Annotated in this window: 15 protein-coding genes; 7 read left to right on the plus strand and 8 right to left on the minus strand. The window is 44.0% G+C overall.

Annotated features, from left to right (window positions below; all coding sequences use genetic code 11):
- From ACTHPA_RS09565 to ACTHPA_RS09575, 3 genes are all read right to left on the minus strand, one after another.
- Window positions 1-1,329 carry a (Fe-S)-binding protein gene (locus ACTHPA_RS09565; RefSeq protein ID WP_440499962.1) on the minus strand — a complete coding sequence of 443 codons (1,329 nt, stop codon included), beginning with the start codon at window positions 1,327-1,329 and terminating at the stop codon, window positions 1-3.
- The gene (locus ACTHPA_RS09570; RefSeq protein WP_440499963.1) at window positions 1,322-2,734 is read right to left on the minus strand and encodes an FAD-linked oxidase C-terminal domain-containing protein; all 1,413 of its coding nucleotides are present in this window, start codon (window positions 2,732-2,734) and stop codon (window positions 1,322-1,324) included. The genes ACTHPA_RS09565 and ACTHPA_RS09570 overlap by 8 nt, the downstream gene beginning before the upstream one ends.
- Window positions 2,735-2,924: 190 nt before the next feature.
- Window positions 2,925-4,028, minus strand: a complete 1,104-nt coding sequence (locus tag ACTHPA_RS09575; RefSeq protein WP_440499964.1) for a CdaR family transcriptional regulator — start codon at window positions 4,026-4,028, stop codon at window positions 2,925-2,927.
- A gap of 299 nt (window positions 4,029-4,327) precedes the next feature.
- On the opposite strand from ACTHPA_RS09575, the gene ACTHPA_RS09580 reads away from it, so the two are divergent.
- Complete coding sequence (locus ACTHPA_RS09580; RefSeq protein WP_440499965.1) at window positions 4,328-4,525, plus strand: sporulation histidine kinase inhibitor Sda; 198 nt, start codon at window positions 4,328-4,330, stop codon at window positions 4,523-4,525.
- 23 nt (window positions 4,526-4,548) lie between these two features.
- Here the strand turns inward: ACTHPA_RS09580 and ACTHPA_RS09585 are convergent, their stop codons facing one another.
- The 4 genes from ACTHPA_RS09585 to ACTHPA_RS09600 all read right to left on the minus strand — a co-directional run bounded on the left by ACTHPA_RS09585 (window position 4,549) and on the right by ACTHPA_RS09600 (window position 9,559).
- Entirely contained in the window at window positions 4,549-5,937 is a 1,389-nt protein-coding gene (locus ACTHPA_RS09585) for a S41 family peptidase (protein ID WP_440499966.1), read from the minus strand.
- Between the two features lie 149 nt (window positions 5,938-6,086).
- A complete protein-coding gene (locus tag ACTHPA_RS09590) occupies window positions 6,087-8,114 on the minus strand; it encodes a TRAP transporter permease (protein WP_440499967.1) in 2,028 nt (675 codons plus the stop codon).
- Entirely contained in the window at window positions 8,107-8,583 is a 477-nt protein-coding gene (locus tag ACTHPA_RS09595) for a DUF1850 domain-containing protein (protein ID WP_440499968.1), read from the minus strand. The genes ACTHPA_RS09590 and ACTHPA_RS09595 overlap by 8 nt, the downstream gene beginning before the upstream one ends.
- The gene (locus ACTHPA_RS09600) at window positions 8,570-9,559 is read right to left on the minus strand and encodes a TAXI family TRAP transporter solute-binding subunit (protein WP_440499969.1); all 990 of its coding nucleotides are present in this window, start codon (window positions 9,557-9,559) and stop codon (window positions 8,570-8,572) included. The genes ACTHPA_RS09595 and ACTHPA_RS09600 overlap by 14 nt, the downstream gene beginning before the upstream one ends.
- 189 nt (window positions 9,560-9,748) lie before the next feature.
- On the opposite strand from ACTHPA_RS09600, the gene ACTHPA_RS09605 reads away from it, so the two are divergent.
- The 4 genes from ACTHPA_RS09605 to ACTHPA_RS09620 all read left to right on the plus strand — a co-directional run bounded on the left by ACTHPA_RS09605 (window position 9,749) and on the right by ACTHPA_RS09620 (window position 16,496).
- Complete coding sequence (locus tag ACTHPA_RS09605) at window positions 9,749-11,404, plus strand: hypothetical protein (RefSeq protein WP_440499970.1); 1,656 nt, start codon at window positions 9,749-9,751, stop codon at window positions 11,402-11,404.
- A gap of 66 nt (window positions 11,405-11,470) precedes the next feature.
- Window positions 11,471-12,925, plus strand: a complete 1,455-nt coding sequence (locus tag ACTHPA_RS09610) for an S-layer homology domain-containing protein (protein WP_440499971.1) — start codon at window positions 11,471-11,473, stop codon at window positions 12,923-12,925.
- 17 nt (window positions 12,926-12,942) lie between these two features.
- A complete protein-coding gene (locus ACTHPA_RS09615; RefSeq protein ID WP_440499972.1) occupies window positions 12,943-15,258 on the plus strand; it encodes an S-layer homology domain-containing protein in 2,316 nt (771 codons plus the stop codon).
- Between the two features lie 92 nt (window positions 15,259-15,350).
- Window positions 15,351-16,496, plus strand: coding sequence for a polysaccharide deacetylase family protein (locus tag ACTHPA_RS09620; protein WP_440499973.1), 1,146 nt, complete (start codon window positions 15,351-15,353; stop codon window positions 16,494-16,496).
- Between the two features lie 71 nt (window positions 16,497-16,567).
- On the opposite strand, the gene ACTHPA_RS09625 is transcribed toward ACTHPA_RS09620, so the two are convergent.
- Entirely contained in the window at window positions 16,568-18,070 is a 1,503-nt protein-coding gene (locus ACTHPA_RS09625) for a class I adenylate-forming enzyme family protein (RefSeq protein WP_440499974.1), read from the minus strand.
- Window positions 18,071-18,246: 176 nt separating this feature from the next.
- Between ACTHPA_RS09625 and ACTHPA_RS09630 the strand changes: the two genes are divergently transcribed.
- Together ACTHPA_RS09630 and ACTHPA_RS09635 are read left to right on the plus strand one after the other, a co-directional pair.
- Window positions 18,247-19,179, plus strand: a complete 933-nt coding sequence (locus ACTHPA_RS09630) for an LCP family glycopolymer transferase (RefSeq protein ID WP_440499975.1) — start codon at window positions 18,247-18,249, stop codon at window positions 19,177-19,179.
- 118 nt (window positions 19,180-19,297) lie between these two features.
- Window positions 19,298-19,918 carry a hypothetical protein gene (locus ACTHPA_RS09635; RefSeq protein ID WP_440499976.1) on the plus strand — a complete coding sequence of 207 codons (621 nt, stop codon included), beginning with the start codon at window positions 19,298-19,300 and terminating at the stop codon, window positions 19,916-19,918.
- The last annotated feature ends 2 nt before the right edge of the window (window positions 19,919-19,920 follow it).

Raw genomic sequence — 19,920 nt, forward strand, 5'->3', positions numbered from 1 at the left:
TCATTTCCCTCCATTGGATCCCATTATTTTTTCGTGAATAAAATCGACAACATGCATGGCGCGTGCAGTTCCAGATAATCCTTCCCTTTCGACGCCGACTTTCATTTGCAGCAAACATCCTGGATTCGTTGTAATGATTGTCGTTGCTTGAACCTGTTTCACCTCTTCCATTTTCGAACCAAGAATTCGTGAAGCCATTTCTGGTTGAAGTAAATTATATACACCGGCGGAACCACAGCATAAATGCGCACCGGGCATTTCAACGAATAAACTACCTTGAGCCGCTTTCAGCATTTCCCTTGGCTCATCCTTCACCCCATTCACATTCCGTAAATGGCATGAATCTTGATAAGTGACGATTTCTGTCGTATTTGCTGTCGGTTGCTTTAACAGTTCCTCAATAATGCCAAGCTTCACGAGCAGCGAGGATATGTCAATCTGCTTTTCTACGAATTGCTGTGCCGTCGCGAACAGCGCCGGATCCTGGTCAAACAACCTGTCATATTCCGATAAAAACGCACCACAACCTCCTGCATTGTTGACGATGTAGTCAATACCGTTAAGATTGAATGCTTCAAGATTCGCTTTTGCGTTTCGCCTTGCCCGGTCCATTTCGCCGCTATGTCCTTGCAAGGCCCCGCAGCATTGTTGACCTTTAGGAATGATGACTTCGCAGCCAAGCCGTTCCAACAAGTCGATCGTATTCCGATTTGTCTCTTGAAACATCGTATCCATAAGGCAACCTGCGAAAAAGGCGACCGTCGTTTTCTTTTCGATTGATGCAGCTTGTACTCGTCGCTTTCTCGGCGGTTCTGGCAGCGACTTTTCCATATCTTTCATGAATGGCGGGAAAAGCTCCATGAAACCGACCTTCCGCACGACTTTCTGCAATCCCGATTTTTGATAGAATGTCACCAGTTTCACTGCCGTTTTCATCTTTCGCTGGTCTGCGAAAAGATGATCGAATGCTCCTTTACGGATTGCTTTCTCTTTCAATGATTGCGATTTGACGGATACAATCGCCTCACGTGTCTCCTCGATAAGCGTTCCGTATTGGACACCGGCGGGACATGCAGGTTCGCACGCCCTGCAGCCTAGACAAAGGTCGAAAGCCTCTTCAATGGAACCATCCCATTCGACGTTCCCATCTCGCACCGCTTTCATAAGGGCAATCCTTCCTCGGGGCGACTGGGTTTCGTCGTATCCGGAATGGATATATGTCGGGCAGGCCGGCAAACAGAAGCCGCAGCGCATGCAGTCCATCAACCTGTTTTCATCAACATGCGTAACGAATGATTGCCGGATCAGCTCAGCCTGTGCACTACTCATGATGCACCACTACCCTTTTCTTCGAGGATTTGGCGAATATTTTCCCCGGGTTCATAATATTGAGCGGATCGATTGCCTGCTTTATGCTTTTCATCGTGTCAATTCCTGCCTTGCCGATTTTCCATTCCAGATAGGGCGCTTTCATTTCCCCGACTCCGTGTTCACCTGTAATCGTGCCGCCAAGTTTGATAGCGTGGTCAAAGATTTCCGCGAACGCCATTTCGACCCTTGCCATTTCTGCATCATCCCTCACATCTGTCAAAATGGTCGGATGCAAATTGCCATCTCCCGCGTGGCCGAATGTGCAGATAAGCAGATCATATTTCACAGCGATTTCTTGTACTGCCTTCACCATCTTCGCAATTTCGGAACGAGGTACGGTCGCATCTTCAAGAATAGTCGTCGGCCGTTTCCTCGCGAGGGCGGATAAAGCGACTCTTCGCGCAATGCTCAACTGCGCTGCCTCCTCAATCGTTTTCGCCATTTGCGTCGACGTCGCACCGTGCTCCATGCACAATTTATGAACGAGCTCCATATCTCTTTCGACGATTGCAGGGTCCCCATCCTGTTCAATCAGAAGCATCGCTTCGCAATTCGTCGGCAAGCCGATTTTCATGAACTCCTCAACCGCTTCAATTGTTCCTTGGTCCATAAACTCAAGCGTCGCAGGCACAATTTTTGCCGCTATAATTGATGAAACCGTCTGCGCAGCCTCTTCAAGTGTGTCGTAAAACACTAATAACGTCTTTTTCGTTTCAGGTGCCGGTATTAGACCTAATGTAATTTCCACAATTATTCCGAGTGTCCCTTCCGAACCGACAAACAGGCTCGTCAAATCATAACCAGCCACATCTTTTGCAAGTTTACCGCCCGTCGTAAGCAATTCACCGCTTGGCAGTACGACTTTCAATGCTTTCACGTAATCGCGTGTAACGCCATATTTCAATCCTCGCAAGCCGCCTGAGTTCTCGCTCACATTCCCTCCAATTGTTGAGATGCTCATCGAACTCGGATCGGGAGGATAAAACAACCCTTTTTCCGCAACCTTTTCATTGATCGCTTGCGTGATGACACCCGGCTGGACGGTCAACGTTAAATTCTCTTCATCCAACTCTAAAATTCGATTCATCCGGTGGAATAGAATAACGACCCCCCCTGAAGTCGGCGTCGTCCCCGCTGCAAGATTCGTTCCAGACCCACGGGAAACGATCGGCACGCCGTATTCACTGCAAACTCTCACAATCTCTTGAATTTCCTCAATGGAAGCAGGAGAAAGGACTAAATCCGGCAATGCTTGGAAGTTGGCGGTCGCATCATAGGAATACGCCAATTTCTGCGCTACTGTCGTCCTTGCATGAGCACTGCCAGTAATGGCAATCAATTGCTCCTTCACTTGCACATCCATGAAGCAGCCTCCTTCAAATTTCTAATTCTTTGTCTAATTTTAATAGTGCAACGATTAGGAAGATATAGGTGCATGCACAACCTTTCACTCTTATTTCGACATTTTTTTGTTCTTACAAACAAAAAATCCATACTAAGTAGAATATTTTGGCATATAAAAAAAGATCCCTTTGAATTCAAAAGGGACCTCTTTATTTCCTTTCATCCAGCAGTCGGATTCCAAAATAAAGGAGAAGAACGTCATGGACATTCGAAACGGATAATCCGGTTAGTTGCTCGACTTTTTGCAATCGATATGAAAGTGTGTTTTTATGGATATGCAGTTTTTGCGCGGTATTTTGCATCGATTGGTTTTCATTGAACCAAACTTGGAGATTATGAAGGAGCTCCCTATCCTCAAGCAGCGGAGCAATAGTACGCTGAATAAATTCCTCGCGTGTCGATTCATCGATGCTTTGTAGGATCAACTCAAAGCGAAGCTCATGTTCGAAAAGAACTCGATTCAATTTCTTCGAAGCATTCGCCGCCCTTTCCGCTTGAAGGAATGACTTCGATAAATTAAAGCAATCGGTTTTTCCACCGATTCCTGCCGCGACGATTATCTTTTTTCTCCTCTTAATAGATAATAGGAAATATTCAAGTTCGCTTTTAAGCATGTCCTGATTCATATCCGGCAACAGTATAAGGATCTTATCTTGTCCCCATCTGATCATTTGCAGATCGGGATGGATGTTTTGATTGGATTTGAAACTATCCACTTCGTCAATTGTAAACTGGTCTTCCGTGTTCATCACCTCAATGACGGCGACTTGCACATAGATATTGACATCGATGCCAAGCACAGCTCCCCGTTCACGAAAACGGATATCTTTATTTGATGAGGTGAGCCAGTCAAACACAAAAAACTCCAAGTCGCGCACTTTCTCCTCTTTCTGCTTTCTCTTCATTGCATCTTGGATGAACAGCTCCGCAACCCGCAAAATGAGCTGTGCCTGGGGATGGATATGCTGTGGATCCCCCGTTATACCGAGTACGGCAATCGGATTCCCTTCAATGACAATCGGCAGGACAACGCCTTTACGCACACCTTGTAACTGGTTGAGCTCCTTATCCGTCATATGAAGAATCTTTTTTTCCCGCAAGCTTAACAGCGCACCTTCGTGGAATTGGTTCAACCTTTCCGGATCGGTACTTGCTTGGATGAAACCTCGGCGATCCGTCAGAATCACTTGTTCCTGTATCAAGTGGGAGAGCTCTTCTACAATTTCCTGGCCAAGTGTGTCGAACTGAAACACTTTCCCACTTCCTTTTTAGTTTTTATATAATATTATGTGAATTGCGTCATAACATCAATAGGATTTCACACAAATATGCAATTTCAGAAAAATCTTTCGACATTTTTCGCGCTTATCCATATCTGTGGATAAAATTGTCCACGTTATCCACCTTACTACGCTTGACTTATGCTATTTACAAACAAGTTAACCACAACTTATCCACTGTCAACTGTGGATATCGGAACGGTTGTTCTTACAATTGAAATTTGATAAGGTAAAAGAGCCAAACTTCAAGATATGCAACCGGAAACGATATGATGACAAGGAGGAGACCCAAATTGTACAGTATACCGGATGATTTTCTTTTGGACTCGTATAAAAAAGCGATTGCACTAAATCTTTGCCCGCAATTCATCACTCTTCTGGAAAAAGAGATAAAGCGTCGATCCATCCGTTTCTCTAAGCGAGATACAGAGTCTCCCTATAATGAAAATGAGAGCCCATCCATTCATTAACGGACAAGCTCTCACTCCCTTCTTTATTTTACTGTCACATCCAAATAGATCCCTTTCTTCATTCCATTTCCAAGCTTATCCTTCCAAGCCGGATGGATAATCAGCATATACTTTTTGCCAGAAAGCAATGGCACTTCAGGAATCACTTCAATCGTCTTGCCATCCTTCTCTTCAATACGGACACTGCTCTCTTTACCACCAATTTCAATTAACTTGACCGATCGGTTTCCGAGCTGACTCCAATCCATTTCCTTCGTCATCGTCACAGTAAATCTTTTCGTCGGCTTTACGTTTTCCAATGCAGGAAATTTCGTATAGCCGTTCAATGCAGCTAGCAGCTGGTCATAATGCGCCGTGGACAATTCTTCATTTTCAGGTGTCTTAACGTGTGGCGCGACGCCGACTTTATCCACTGCAATGCCGTGCGGTGAATAAAAACGGGCAGTTGTCATTTTCAACACACTGCCGTCGGTGAACTCGAACATCGATTGCATCGTCCCTTTTCCGTATGTGTTTTCTCCATACAGTGTAGCAGCCTTTTGCTCTTTCAAGTTGACCGCTAGCATTTCAGATGCACTTGCACTATATTCATTGACAAGCAATGATACAGGCCCTTCGATTTTCTGTTTTTGATATACAGACGGATAAATTTTGGGCTTTTTGTTTTTCTCTCGCAATTGGAAAGCTTGCTCTACTCCCGGGAAGAATCCTGCGATTTCCTGCGCAGCGGTAATATAGCCACCCCCGTTATTCCTGATGTCAACGATGAACCCGTCAGCGCCAGCAAGGGACCGAACGGCTTTTTCCATTTCGCTGCTCGATTCTGTTGCAAAACTGTTAAGTCTTATATAGCCGATATTGCCACCGAGCATTTCCGACTCGACCGTCGGCAAATGGATTTCAGCCCGACGAATCGTCATTTTCGAAAGCTTTTCCGATTTTTCTTTTTCAATTGTGAGGGTGACATCCGTGTTTTCTTTTCCGCTGATCAACGGCACTGCCGCTTGCACCGACTTCCCTTTCAGCGATTTCCCGTCTACATGCGTAATGACGTCGCCGGGAACAATTCCTGCCTTAAAAGCCGGGCCGTCCGTAATGACCGATATCACCTTTATGCCTCTTTCACTTTCCTCCAGTACGACACCGATCCCGACGATACGTTGCTCGATTCCGTTAATGAATGCTTCATATTCCTGCTTGGACATGTATTCGGAATGCGGGTCCAGTCCATTTGTTATCTCTTTTCCGGTGCTTCTCGATAATACCGATTCAGGAACATTATCAATATAATATGTTTTAATAAGCTGCCGAATCTCATCAATCGGTTCTGCTGCAGCGACATGTGTGAGCGGCAGCATGATAAAAAGAATGGCAAACAGCATGATGAAGCGTTGCATTTGAATTCTTAACAAGTTATGTTCCCCGTTTCTGAATAGAGTTTCTACTATTATACTTGTTGTCAGTAGATTCCGTAAGTAATATTCGATAGCATTGCAAAAGAAAACACACCACCAATCAACCTATGAAAATGGTTGACGAGCGGTGTGCTTTTCTATAATTCTCATTTCGTTTGCAACGAAGCCGATTCTTCTTTTTTGTTTTTCATATAATTCAATGCAAACATAGCTCCAACAATTATGATTCCGACAATATCCGTTATTGTTTCCGGAATTATCATCATAAGCGCTCCTGCTGCCAGTACGATTCGCCAGAGTGAATTCAAGTTTGTTTTGAAATACCCTTCAATTGCAGCACTTAACCCGATAACGCCAATGATTGCCGTTATTGTAATTATCGCGATATCCATCGTTGCCGCAACCGGGAATTCTCGTGCGTTCATAGCCACTCCAGTCGTATCGATCATCAACATGGCAGGATTATAAACGAACATGTATGGGATGAGGAAGCCGGCAGCAGAAAGTTTAAGCGCTGTAAAGCCGGTTCTCATCGGATCTCCACCCGAAATGCCCGCCCCTGCAAATGCTGCTAATGCAACAGGCGGTGTAATGTTCGCGAAGATACCAAAATAGAATACGAACATATGCGCAACTAGGATTGGCACGTCAAATGCCGCCAAAGCAGGCGCTGCCATTGTCGCAGTAATAATATACGCCGGAATGGAAGGAAGTCCCATGCCAAGGATCATGGATGCCAGCATTGTAAAGAATAACGTCAGCAATAACGAACCTGCTCCAAGGCTTGCGATTGAAGAAGTCATGACATTCCCAAAGCTTGTCAAGCTTACTACCCCGATAATGACACCAACGACCGCACATGCAACCATGACAGAAAGTGATTGGCGCGCACCGCTATCCAGCGCAGCAACAATATCCTTAATGGACATCCGTGTCGTTTTTCTAAGTGCCGCAACGATGACCGTTGCAACGATTGTATAAAATGCTGCATGGCCGATTGGAACGTTACGATAAAGAAGGAAAATAAGATAAACAATCGGAATCAATAGATGTCCGCGTTCCTTCATGACTTCTTTTACTCTTGGTAGATCCGGTTTCGGAATCCCTTTTAAATTTTCCTTGCCAGCCCGAAAGTGCACTTGCATGATAACCGCAAGGAAATATAAGACAGCAGGAATAAGGGCAGCCAAAGCGATTGTCCCATATTTCACACCTGTTGTTTCCGCCATGATGAAAGCACTCGCTCCCATGATTGGGGGCAAGATTTGCCCTCCGATTGAAGCACTTGCTTCAACCGCACCTGCAAAGTTTTTTGAATAACCGACCCGTTTCATCATAGGAATTGTGAACGCACCAGTACCGACGACATTCGCTACGGCGGCCCCGTTTATACTTCCCATGAAACCACTAGAGATGACCGCTACTTTTGCTGGTCCGCCTTGCTTATGACCGGCAAGTGCAAGAGCCAAGTCGTTGAAAAATTGTCCCATTCCCGACTTTGCCAAAAAGGCACCAAAGAGGATAAAAAGGAAAATGAACGATACGGAAGCACCAATCGCTGTTGAATAGAGACCTTCCGTTTTCAAATACATCTGACCAAAAATATCGCCCAAGTCATATGGACGTGTTGCCATTTTTGTCGGTACCCAACTCATATGGCTGAAGAATGGGTAAGACAAAAAGATGAGCGCTAATACAGGCAGGATCCACCCCGTTACCCGGCGAGCAGCTTCCAAAATAAGTACGACTGTTAAAATTGCCATAACAATATCCATCGTATTAGGTATTCCACCACGTGTTGTCACAATGGCTGTATATTCTTTTATTAAATAACCTGCAGTCGCCAAACTTAATATGAATAGCAACCAATCGTATACTGCTACTTTGCTCCGGTTCTGCTTGCTATAAGTTGGATAAATAAGATAGATCAGCGCTATACCGACAGCAACGTGAACTGCACGCTGTTGGAGTGCAGGCATTGGATAGAACGTGATGTATAAATGGAAAAGAGAATAAAAGACAGCAATGACCGAAACGAAAATCGCGACTTTCTTCCCAGTAAGTTTTCTTACTTTCGATTCCGTATCAAACTTCTCGAGAAGCTCCGCCTGCTGTTCTTCAGTTAGCACTTCGGTTTCTTCTAAAACTGGAGGCCTGTTTGCTTGTTTAGTCAATTTTTTCACCTCTTAATAAATTCCATAATGACGCTTTAACGACTTGGATAACAATTGTGTCGTAGTCATTAACAAGTTCATATAAATGGATTTCACTATTTTTCGTGTACAAAGTGGTCTGGACATTTTTTGAAACCGCCAGCCGGATTTCATCCATTTTTTCATTAACGATCATATGGACAAATCCGTCCTCCATTTCGATCACTTCTTTCGATGAGGGAACACCTGCACCGAATGTCTTGAACTTCGTAGTTGTCAAATAAAGATCATTACCCTGCCGTTCATATGTTTCGAACCAAGGCTCCTTTTCGACCGAATGGATCCAACCTAGTTCAAACTCATCCTCGTATAAATAAAAACTACCACCAATATAAGAAAGTTGAATAGTAGGGATTCTAATCAAAAAAAGAGAAAGAAGGAGCATGAATACGACCATGCTCCCGCTTAGGAAAATCTTACTTTTGCTCATCGTAATACTTTTGAGCACCTGGGTGAACAGGTGCTACCATGCCTTGCTGAGCACCTTCAAGAGTAATTTCAGTTGCAGCTTGGTGGGAGTTTCCAAGAGTGTCCAAGCTTTCAAAAAACTTCTTCGTCAATTTATATACATCATCTTCGCTTAAATCGCTGCTGACGACCAATGCATTCATAATTGCCGCAGTCGGAATCGCTTCCGCATTTCCGTATGTATCGGCAGGAATATCTAAGGAGACGAAATACGGTTGATCTTTTGCAATTTCTTCAACTTTTGACGGGTCAACGGATACTAAAGCTAAATCGATACTCGCAGAAAGCTCCATCACTGAAGAGTTCGGTAGTCCACTCGTAAGGAATGCTGCATCAATACTCCCTGATTTAAGACCGTCAGCCGCTTCTGCATAACCAAGGTAATCGACTTTCAAATCATCATACGTAATTCCGAATCCATTAAGTAAATTGCGGGCATTCACTTCAACGCCTGAGTTTTGATCACCGACAGCAACACGTTTGCCTTTCAAATCTTCAATTGACTTGATGCCAGAATCCGCAGTCGTTACGATTTGTACATAGTTTGGATATAGAGCAGCAATTTGTTGAACCTTATCGACTTTTTCAGGGAAATTTCCAACTCCTTCAGCTGCTTCAGTCAATACGTCACTCATGACAAACGCCATTTCAACTTTGCCTTCTTTTATCAAGTTGATGTTTTCAACAGACGCACCGGTTGACTGTGGTTTTGAGTTCACCCCGAATTCATTCGAGTACTCATTTGCCAAGGTTGTTCCGATAATGTTATATGGGCCCGATGATCCACCAGTTGCAATTGTTACGATTCTTGTTTCAAGTCCATCGGCGCTTCCTTTGCTGCCAGCATCTCCTTCTTTGTCTGAATCACCGCATGCTGCAAGTATCGAAGCACCCAATAAAGCGCTTCCAATTAATAGTCCATACTTCCTTGCCTTCATATGTATCATCCTTCCCTACTAATTATCTAATAACTTTCACAATAATACAGCACAAATTTTCAGAATGCAAGCCAATTTCTATTACTCTATTAACGACCTAAATATTCGAATCCAAAATCCATCTAACAATTAGCTGCTTTTGACCGATATAGTAAATAGACTAAAGATACTTAATCTGGAGGTGGCATAGTGCTTAAAAAGTTTTCTTTCTACATTGTTATCTTTCTTTTCATAGCAGGGCTAGCGCCAATTAGCGAAGTAAAAGCAAACGCTCCTGTTAAGGGGACATTTGTAGGAGTAACATATGACGAAGTCCAACTTGATAAAGACAAAACAGAACGAAGATTGAAAGATGTGACGATCCGGAATGATCAAGGACGGGAAATCACACTGAATATCGATTCGTTCGCAAAGTTGACGATTGATTCCCGCCCCGTAAAAATCGAGGCATTCAAACTTGGAATGGAGATTGAAGCAGACGTCAATTTGCGCCGCGTGAAAGCGATGCACGGAAAAACCGGTACACAATCAGCTGTCATTAACGAACGCGACAAAGTGATTACTGCGACAGTTACACAAATTGACCGTAGCGGAAAATTCATTTCCGTTAAACTCGATGATGGAAGAGAAAGTACATATTTCATTTCAAACCGGACTGAATTTTTTAAAGGGACTACGTTAAAGGATTTGAGCGTCCTTTTCGAAGGTGACCGCGTTAAACTTACGTTGCCGGAATATAATACGAACCGGTTAAGTACCGTCGAAATCATCGAACAAGGCATTAAAATTGAAGGATTGTATAAAGGCACTATCCAAAGGATCGACCAGACGAATCATAAACTTCTATTAAAAGACGAAAAGGTTTTCGAGAACTGGCATTGGCGAGATCATACATATAAGAGCACAAGCAGTTATACGTATTCGACAAAGACGCCGATCTACGTCGGCAATGAACCGATCCGTTCTGACCGGCTTCGCTACTATGCCGGCCAAGAAATCCATTTTGTCACAATTAAGCAATTCGGCAAGGAAGTCATTGAACGAATGGTAATCCAAAAAGAGAACGAGCGTACATTCAATGAACCTTTAGCCTCCGTCAATACGAAGAAAAAGGAAATCGGCCTCCGCCAATCCGGCATTTTCAAATATCATGATGGAACGATCCTCATCCGAAACGGGCGACTGGTCGACCCAGCAGTATTGCAGGCAGCAGGCACTGCTTTCGTTCTGACGGACGGATTGAATAAAAGCCGTTACGCAAATGTAATCCATATTGCGAATGACGGTTTGGATAGTCCGAACCTCATCGATCATCAAATCTATTTCGGATCAATTTCATCCGTTAGCGATTACGGATTGACGATTGGCAATGCGTACGAGTTGAAGAACAATGGATGGACGTATGCATCTGGCGCTTCCTTCTCGTTCAGCAATGACACCGTCGCTGTTGAAGATAAGAACAATTCTGTCTTGAGCCTCATTCCGAAAATGGACTTGAAATTTGAGACAGGCAGATACGGCTATTTCTATGTGAAGAACGGCGATGTCGTCGCATTGCATTTAATAGAAAATAGGCTATGGCAATATACAGCCGCCCCGATGGTATCAGTTGGCAGGCTGGAAAGTGTCTCTACAACTTACCCGAGCGTCATCAACGTCCGTAATGTAAGTCGCTGGCAGCAAATGGCTTGGAAAGAAGTAGGAAGCATTTACCGGATGGACATCGAACAAGCGACAATCATTCGAAATGGTAAAGTCATTTCTGCAAAAGAATTGAAAGCAAATGATAGATTATATATTTTGCATGAATCGACCGTAAAGGGACGTATCATTTTAGTTGATTAATAATGAATGGAAGCGGCTCTCTATTGGCCGCTTCCGATTCTATGAAAAGGGCGGATCGAAAAAATTATGTTTATTAATTCCCACAAAAAATTGAATCGGCGTTTGGCGTTTGCGTGTGCCTTTCTCATCTCCCTCATCCTCCTCGTACCGAGGGCGGAAGCGAAACCGCCAGATTATAACGGCGGTGTCGCGAACGAGTATACATATGAAGAAGTGTTCTTTTTAACAGGAGATCCCATCCGCTTTTCCGGAAAAGCGACAATCACTGAAAAAGAGAATAAAGGAACGATTTCTTCAACGTATAAATTCACATTGACTGGTAGCAAAGGTGAGAAGTTAACTAGGAGCGTTGTCTATGTCGCCGATCTTGAAAAGCGTGAAGATAAAGGACAGACGACATCGAATGGCTCCATAAAAAGCTATTCCGAAAAAATCACCTTGCCGAATAAAACGACATATACGCTTGACGACTACCAATTTTCGCAAGGTACTGTCATTGATAACCGCCCTGCTTCCGATTATTATTCCGGCAATGTCGTTGGAAGAAAAATTTATAAAGTCAAGGAAGGTTCCTCGAAGACCGAAGACTTGATCACTGTTCATTTCACTGGTAGAGATATGGGCTATGAAAATTTCTGGGGAGCTACTGAAACACAATTGATTGACTATGAAATTGTAAAGTCGAACGGTCAATCAGGGTTTGTGACGAGCAAAGTATCCGACAGCAAAAGCCGATTGTTGCAGTACGAACCGCATGATCCTTCCCTTTCGAGCTTCACAGGCGGACACGCTGTTGTCAGCGAATCGAATATGATTGGCGAGTATACGTATAATCTTCCATTTGGGCGCGGAACCGGGACAATCCATTTGAATCAGGAGCGTACGCCGAAGATTGAGCGACTCATCGTTCCGAAGTTCCGTGATTTGAATAAACATTGGGCGAAAGATCATATCGAAAAGCTCTATTCCCTTGGTGTATTTGATGAATCAACGCAATTTTTCTCACCAAACACACCGATGAAACGATATCAATATACAGTTGGCATATTGAAAGCTGTCGACATCCGCGTTCTTGAAGAGCCTAAAAGCAAAAAGAAAACGCCGAAGAAGCCGATTTTCAGTGATTTAAATGTGAAAGACCCAGATTATTTATATATCGAAAGCGCTGTGGAAAAAGGAATTACAACTGGGGTCACTCCAGATAAGTTCAATCCGGACGCACCATTAACACGTGTGCAAGCAGTCGCAATTCTCGTTCGGGCCTTAGGGATGGAAGGCCGCGCACCGAGCCCCGGCTTCCGTACTCATTACAAGGACGATCATAAAATCTCGGATTGGGCGAAAGACAGTGTCTACGTCGCCACGGAACTCGGACTCGTGTCAGGGGATGAATACAACCGTTTCAACCCGCAACAACCGTTGACACGTGCCCAAGCAGCGGCATTGACAGACCGTTTCCTTCAATTCCTTGAAAACGATCTGCAGCAAAATTACCGGGACGACATCCTGTTTTTTAATTAAGAAAGGCGGGGAATTGGATGAAATGGAAACAGATATTGGCTTTACTGCTGGCGGTAGTGATGATTCTTACATTGCCACCTGCAGCGACCGAAGCCGCTAGCCCATTCAAGGACGTGAAGCCCGGACATTGGGCGTTCGAATCCGTCGATTGGGCGTATTCACAAAAATTGACGAGCGGCTATCCGGACGGCACATTTGCACCTGATAAGCCGATTACAGAAGCTCAGCTCGTCATGATGCTCGTACGGTTCGATACCACGTCGCCGGACGCCTTCCCTGCCAATAAGGGTGAACATAAATCGAGCGGTAACTATCGCTATTTAGCAGGTAAACATATGCCTCTCGAAGGCGTCTCAAGGACGTTCGCACGGGATTGGGCGGTAAAAAAAGGAACGGCAGCACGAATCATCGCAGCTTTCAACGGATATGACCTAAGCGAAGCACAGGCCGTCTATTATTTGTACTCAGAAGACTTGGCAACCGGCCGGACCGGAAAAAATACGTTCAAGGATTTTAGTCCGAATGAATCCCTCACACGCGCAGAAGCTGTAGAACTTTTGCATCGTCTTTCGAAAACGGGGTCATCCGACCTTATCGGATTGAAGAAAAAAGCGTCGGGAAGCGATAATGGCAGTTATCCACTTCCACAAAACTTCAAGGACGATGGAACGGTTTACTTCCCTGCTCCAGGCGGGCAAACGAAACCGCCTGTCGTGTTCAATCCGATTGAAACAGCGGAGATTGACGTGGAGAAAAGTGAATTGATTGCGAATGGCGTCGATTCGACATATGTCACTGTTTCCTTTAGAGGTTGCAACGGGGAAACGATACCGTACGATCGGTCAATGTCTGTGCGAGTTACATCGAGTGCAGGTGCAGCATTAGACGGAGAATATTATTACGATCAAAAATCAAATAACTATTATAATAGAGGGCGGACTTCCATCATTAGTGGAACTGATGGACCTGATATTACAGTTAAAGTGACTGCACCCCCTTCTAAAACCTACTTAAATGACACACTCACATTTGAAGTGTTGGATCGGGATGCATTTGGAAATACAGCTTGTTTGACGAAATCGGTTCATGTGGATTTATCTTATGTTCCGAAAGCGGAAGTGCGATTGGAAAATGCAGGAACCTATGATGTGTATATCGGATCTGAAAACGATGGCACACCGATTTACGAGAAACGGACTACTATCCGGGCAACTGTTGCTTTGCCGGGTGGGGAAATTGTTCGTAACTTTAACGGAAAAGTGCATTTCCGTTCAACAGGTGGATTACGTTTTTCATCTGACACCGTCTCTTTCTGGAATGGTGTTGCAACAACTTCTGTATCTGCTATCCAAACGGCACAGCCTACGCGGGACATAATTATCGCCGAAGCGATTCCATCGGATTCGCGATATCCTAACGAACTGATCGGGGTCTTGAATGAAAGCCATAGTATAGAAGTGTCGCATGATGCAAGGTTACGTATCAATCCGAGCTGTACTGCGGAAATGCCTGAAATGGCGTTTATCATTGATTCTTCCGGAAGCATGAAGAAGAATGATCGGAATCGGTTAAGAGTATCGAAAACAGAAGAACTGATTGGAAGCTTGCAAGCATCAAGCAATGTCGCGACCGCTTTTAACTCCTCGGCGCAATATCTTGAAAAAGGCAATTGGGTACGTGTACAATCGCAAATTTACCGAGTCCGTGAAAATGGCGGGACAAATATCGGCGCCGGGATGACAGATGCATTCAACAGAATGAATAGCAGCGGCAGAAAAGTTGCGATTTTATTGACGGACGGCAAGTCGAGCGAGAAACAGATTGCTACCGCGTTAGCTTTAGCAAAATCGAAGGACATCACAGTATTCACAGTCGGACTAGGCAATGAGAAGAATTTGAACACTGCACTTCTTAAAAAAATCGCAGCTGATACAGGCGGATCTTATTACCACATATCAGACAGCATCGACCTTGGACTCGTCTATCAATCGATTTTGGATGAAATCACTTGTGGTGTAAAGCTGCCGACATGTTCATCAGCAAGCCAAATATTCGTATCTCCTTCCGTGAAGATTACAGCGAACGACGTTTTCATGGAGACGGATATCCGCGAGACTTGCGGTGAAATTGCAAAAGTCATCGTCCGATTTGAATCGACAAAAGGGTATATCGATTATGAATTGGTACATCGAGGACAGAACAATTATCGATTCATCCGAGGCATTAATGAAATGGAAAATATTCAATATTATAAAGAAGCACAGTTCCTAGCATATGACCGTGATGGTAAACAGATCGGCGCAGCACGGACTGTGAATATCGTACCTAGATGATTGTGCATGAAACCTTTGTGGACAAGATAACTTGTTCACAAAGGTTTTTCCATGTTCATCATCGGGCTGGGAAATGAAAGGGAGTAAGAATTTTGAAGAGAGTTTTTTGGTTGACGTTTCTATTCGTGCTGGCGTTTCCTTTGTTGCCAGAAGCGGGAAGCGTACAAACCGTCAACATCACAGAAACGACACCAGTTTATAACCAATCACAGAAAGTCGCAGTTTTCATGAAAGGCACTTCCACTTCCATCGTGAAGGAAACGGACCGTTATTATCACACGGTTATCGGCGGCGATGAAGTAATGTTTTCAAAGAAGCGTGCGAAGGCCGTCAAAGATAGCTATGGTTCTTTGAAAGGTGCCTATCCTGTCCGGGCAAATACGAAAAAGCATGTCCCGATTTTGAACTCACCCAACAAGAAGGCAAAGGCGATCGGACAGTTGCAGCCAAATCTGACCATTCACCTTCAACGGGCTCAAGGCAATTATTATCCAATCAATTTCGGTGGAAAGACGGCTTATATTGAAAAGAAGGATATCGAGATTGACTCAGGAATTCCTGTACTTATGTACCATGATTTGACGAGAGTCAAACTGAGCGATAATGTATCCGTACTGGAAGTGAAGAACTTCGAGGAGCAGATGGCTTATTTGAAGAAGAACAATTGGACAACAATTACGCCGAGGCAATTGGAATTATGGGTGCAAGGCAAGCTCAATCTCCCCGAAAAATCCGTCCTCATTACATTTGATGACGGCTATGAATCAACAATCGAATTGGGTTATCCTATTCTGAAGCGCAACGGACTCAAGGCGACTTCTTTTCTGATCACAAGCAGAATCGGCAAGCCAGGAATGGTTTCCGAATATGATCTGCAAAAGACAACAGACGTATATTCCTATGAAAATCATACACATTCTTTCCATATGTTCAATTCTCGTACCGGCTTGAGCTATATGCAGTCGGAATCCCGCTATTCCATCGGTGCGGACCTGAAAGAAGCGAATGATGCGATCGAAGAAATATTGGGCGGTCATAAAGTGCGAGCGCACGCATATCCATACGGAAAAAATAGCCCTCAAGCCGTCCAAGCGTTGAAAGATGCCGGCATCTCCATCGCTTTCACAATCGAGGAAGGCAATGTCCATCGTGGCGATTCGATTTATGCACTGAACCGGCAGCGCGTCCATTCGAATATGAGTTTGAAGGACTTCGCGGATAAATTGAAAGGAATGTAAAAGATATAGACACGACTATTATGCGTTTTTGAAATTAGAGGAGCCCCTTGACTTAAAAAGGGGCCCCTTTATTATATTGTGGAGTGTACGTTGGAACGCAATGTATGCTTCAACACTTTTCCTGACGCATTCCTCGGAAGTTCAGCCAAAAATTCGATGTCTACAGGGACTTTATATTTCGCTAGATTTTTTGAGCAATAGCTGATTACGTCTGCCTCAGTGAGGGTCGCTCCATCTTTTACGACGACGTACGCTTTCGGAACTTCACCTAGCACTTCATGCGGAACGCCTACGACTGCCGCTTCGAACAGTCCTGGAATTTGATATAGCACTTCTTCCACTTCCACAGGATAGACGTTTTCCCCACCGCGGATAATCATATCTTTCTTCCGATCAACGATATAGAGAAGCCCGTCTTCATCCAGCTTGCCTAGATCACCTGTATAAAGCCAGCCACCTTTAATCGTCCTTTTCGTTTCTTCCTCGTCTTTTAAATAGCCTTTCATCACTTGAGGACCACGCATGACAATTTCCCCGACTTGACCCGTCGGAAGCGGTTCTCCGAATTCATCGACAACTTGGATTTCAGTTTGTGGCAATGCTTCTCCGACTGAGCCGATTTTGTCGAGCGCCAAATGATCTTTCAACGTCGAAGCTGCTGGCGAATTCTCCGTTTGTCCATACAGATTTTGCACTTTCACATTCGGGAATGTTTCTTTCAGCTTTTTCACCATTTCATACGGCATCGGTGCGGCTCCGTAGCAGAACAGTCGTAATGATGAAAGGTCCAAGTCTTTTATTTCCGGCAAGTTCAACATAATGGTATACATCGCCGGAACACCGAAAAACATCGTTGGCGCTGTTTTTTGCAATAAATCAAGCGTTCCTTTCGGCGAAAAGGCTTCCTCGATAATGACCGTCCCACCTTTATACGTTACAGGAATCATGAACACATGGGAGGCTGCGCAATGAAATAGCGGCGTTGAAATAATCATCCTGTCGGCTTCTGTAATTGACATTGCTTCCGACCAAATTTCTGCGGTCGAAATGATGTTTTGATGCGTCAGCATGACCCCTTTCGGCTTGCCCGTCGTCCCGGACGTATACATGACGACTGTTGTATCTTCCCCGTTCAATGTTACAGGCTCATACGCTTTAGCATCACTTGCGAGCAATCGATCGATATCCCCTTCTCCCCCGATCGATAATTTTTCTTTGAACGGATGCTTCGACTGTTGGACGCTGTCTTCCAATCTTTTATCATAAATAATCGCTTTTGCCTCTGAATGGTTGTAAATGTATTCCACTTCTCTCGGGGTCAATTTCGTATTGACAGGCATGACGGTAAACCCGCCCAATTGAATGCCAAAATAACTGACGAGAAAGAGGTCGGAATTCAACGCATAAAGTGCGATAATATCCCCTTTTTCGTACCCCTCCGCTTGGAAATGCCCCGCCACTTTCTTCGCATTCTCATAAAACTCGCTATACGTCCACTCTCTGCCGTTATATACCGTGAAAATTTTATCCGGTTGACTTTTTGCGTATTCCCCCAACACTTCCGTCATGAACATGGACAATCTCCCCTTTACTTTTCACTGTCTAATTCATATTCTAGCAAGTGATATTTCAGATTACAATATATATAGTTAATATTCCGACAACGTCGCAAGTGTCTATTTCTTTTATTCTCCGCGTAAACTGCTAAGAAGCATTTCTATTTATTCTAAAAGAGCGGCGGGAGAGATAAATGACGAAAGTGAAGAAAAAAACGTATAGAAAGCTTTTATTTTGGTTGGGAGGGATTGTCTGTCTTCTTTTTGTCATCATCGTTTGCTACGCTCTGTTTTTCGTGAATGAATTGACGGAAACGGCGAAAGAGATCCATGAGCCAATTGAGCGTACTTTCTCCGAAAAACGGGAGGACCCAATCATCATTCAAGAAAAAGACCCCTTCTCCGTTCTCATATTAGGTGTGGACGAAAGAGAGGGAGACAAAGGCCGTTCCGACACGATGATTGTCCTGACCGTCAATCCAACCATTCAATCCACGAAAATGCTGAGCATCCCGCGGGATACATATAGTGAGATTGTCGGGATGGGGTTCGAAGATAAACTGAATCATGCCTATGCATTTGGCGGCATCGAAATGTCATTAGCGACTGTAGAGCATTTTCTCGACATTCCGATCGACTATGTTGTCCAAGTGAATATGGAAAGCTTCAAGGAAATCATTGATGCTGTCGGTGGAGTATCTGTCACGAATTCGCTCGAATTTAATGTCGATCAGTATTCATTTCCAAAAGGTGAACTTTCATTGAATGGAGAGGAAGCACTCGTTTTTGTCCGCATGCGAATGGATGACCCACGAGGAGATTTCGGACGGCAAGACAGGCAAAAACAAGTCATTCAAGGTATTTTACAAAAAGGTGCGACGCTCTCGAGTTTGTTGAAATATAAAAGTATTTTTGAGGCAATCGGCAATAATGTAAGAACAAATATGACGTTCGATGAAATGGTTGACGTACAAAAAAACTACCGGGACGCCGCAAAGTCTGTCGAACAGATACGATTTGAGAAAGGCGAAGGGATACGGATGGATGGTATTTGGTATTATATGACGGATTCCGATGAGCTTGAAGATGTGAAGAACGAGTTGAGGACCCATTTGGAAATGAATTGACATTGCAGCCCGCAATCATGACGGGCTGCTTTTTTAGTTTTGTTTGATAAGCCGGCGGAGGTATTGGATAATCTTATTAGAACCTGGTTCCTATATCTTTATTGAAGGAGGTATATAAATGAAGCGTACGCTATGGTTTTTATTGCTAGCTTCAATACTACTTGTTGCCGGTTGTTCAAAAGAAAAAACTGAACAAACGCCAATCACTGAGGAAGATGAATTAGAAGTTGAAGAAGAAGTGCAGGACGAAGAAGGTCAAGATGAAGAAGACACCAACCAAAATATTGGCGCGGAAAATAAGCCGCCCATCTTTAATATGGATGATGACAATTTAGTAGTGTATGGACTGACTTTGGGCGATTCACCATCAGATGCACAGGCGATATGGGGAGATCCGGAAATCTTGGAGGAAGAGCCAATGGGAGATGCAGACACATATCATTACTACCCTGCTCTCGGCATGACGGTCGGTTACTTCGATGAAAAGCTGACATTTATAGCAGTAGATGCAGATGAAGAAGACCTTAACGAAATCAGCAGTAAATTTAAAGGTGACCATTATAGGAATCCAGAAGGTGATGCTGATTACTTTTTCTCACCTGAAAACGGTCAATTGCTCATTTACGGTACTGTAAACAGCGTTGAAGGTGATACTGAATTGAGATTGCTCATGTCTGATGATAATTTCTTTTATTATGTAAATGAAGGGATTTATGAGAAAGTTGAAGAGGCTCCCTGACA

It is taken from the genome of Sporosarcina sp. SAFN-015 (assembly GCF_051966875.1).
GTDB lineage: Bacteria > Bacillota > Bacilli > Bacillales_A > Planococcaceae > Sporosarcina.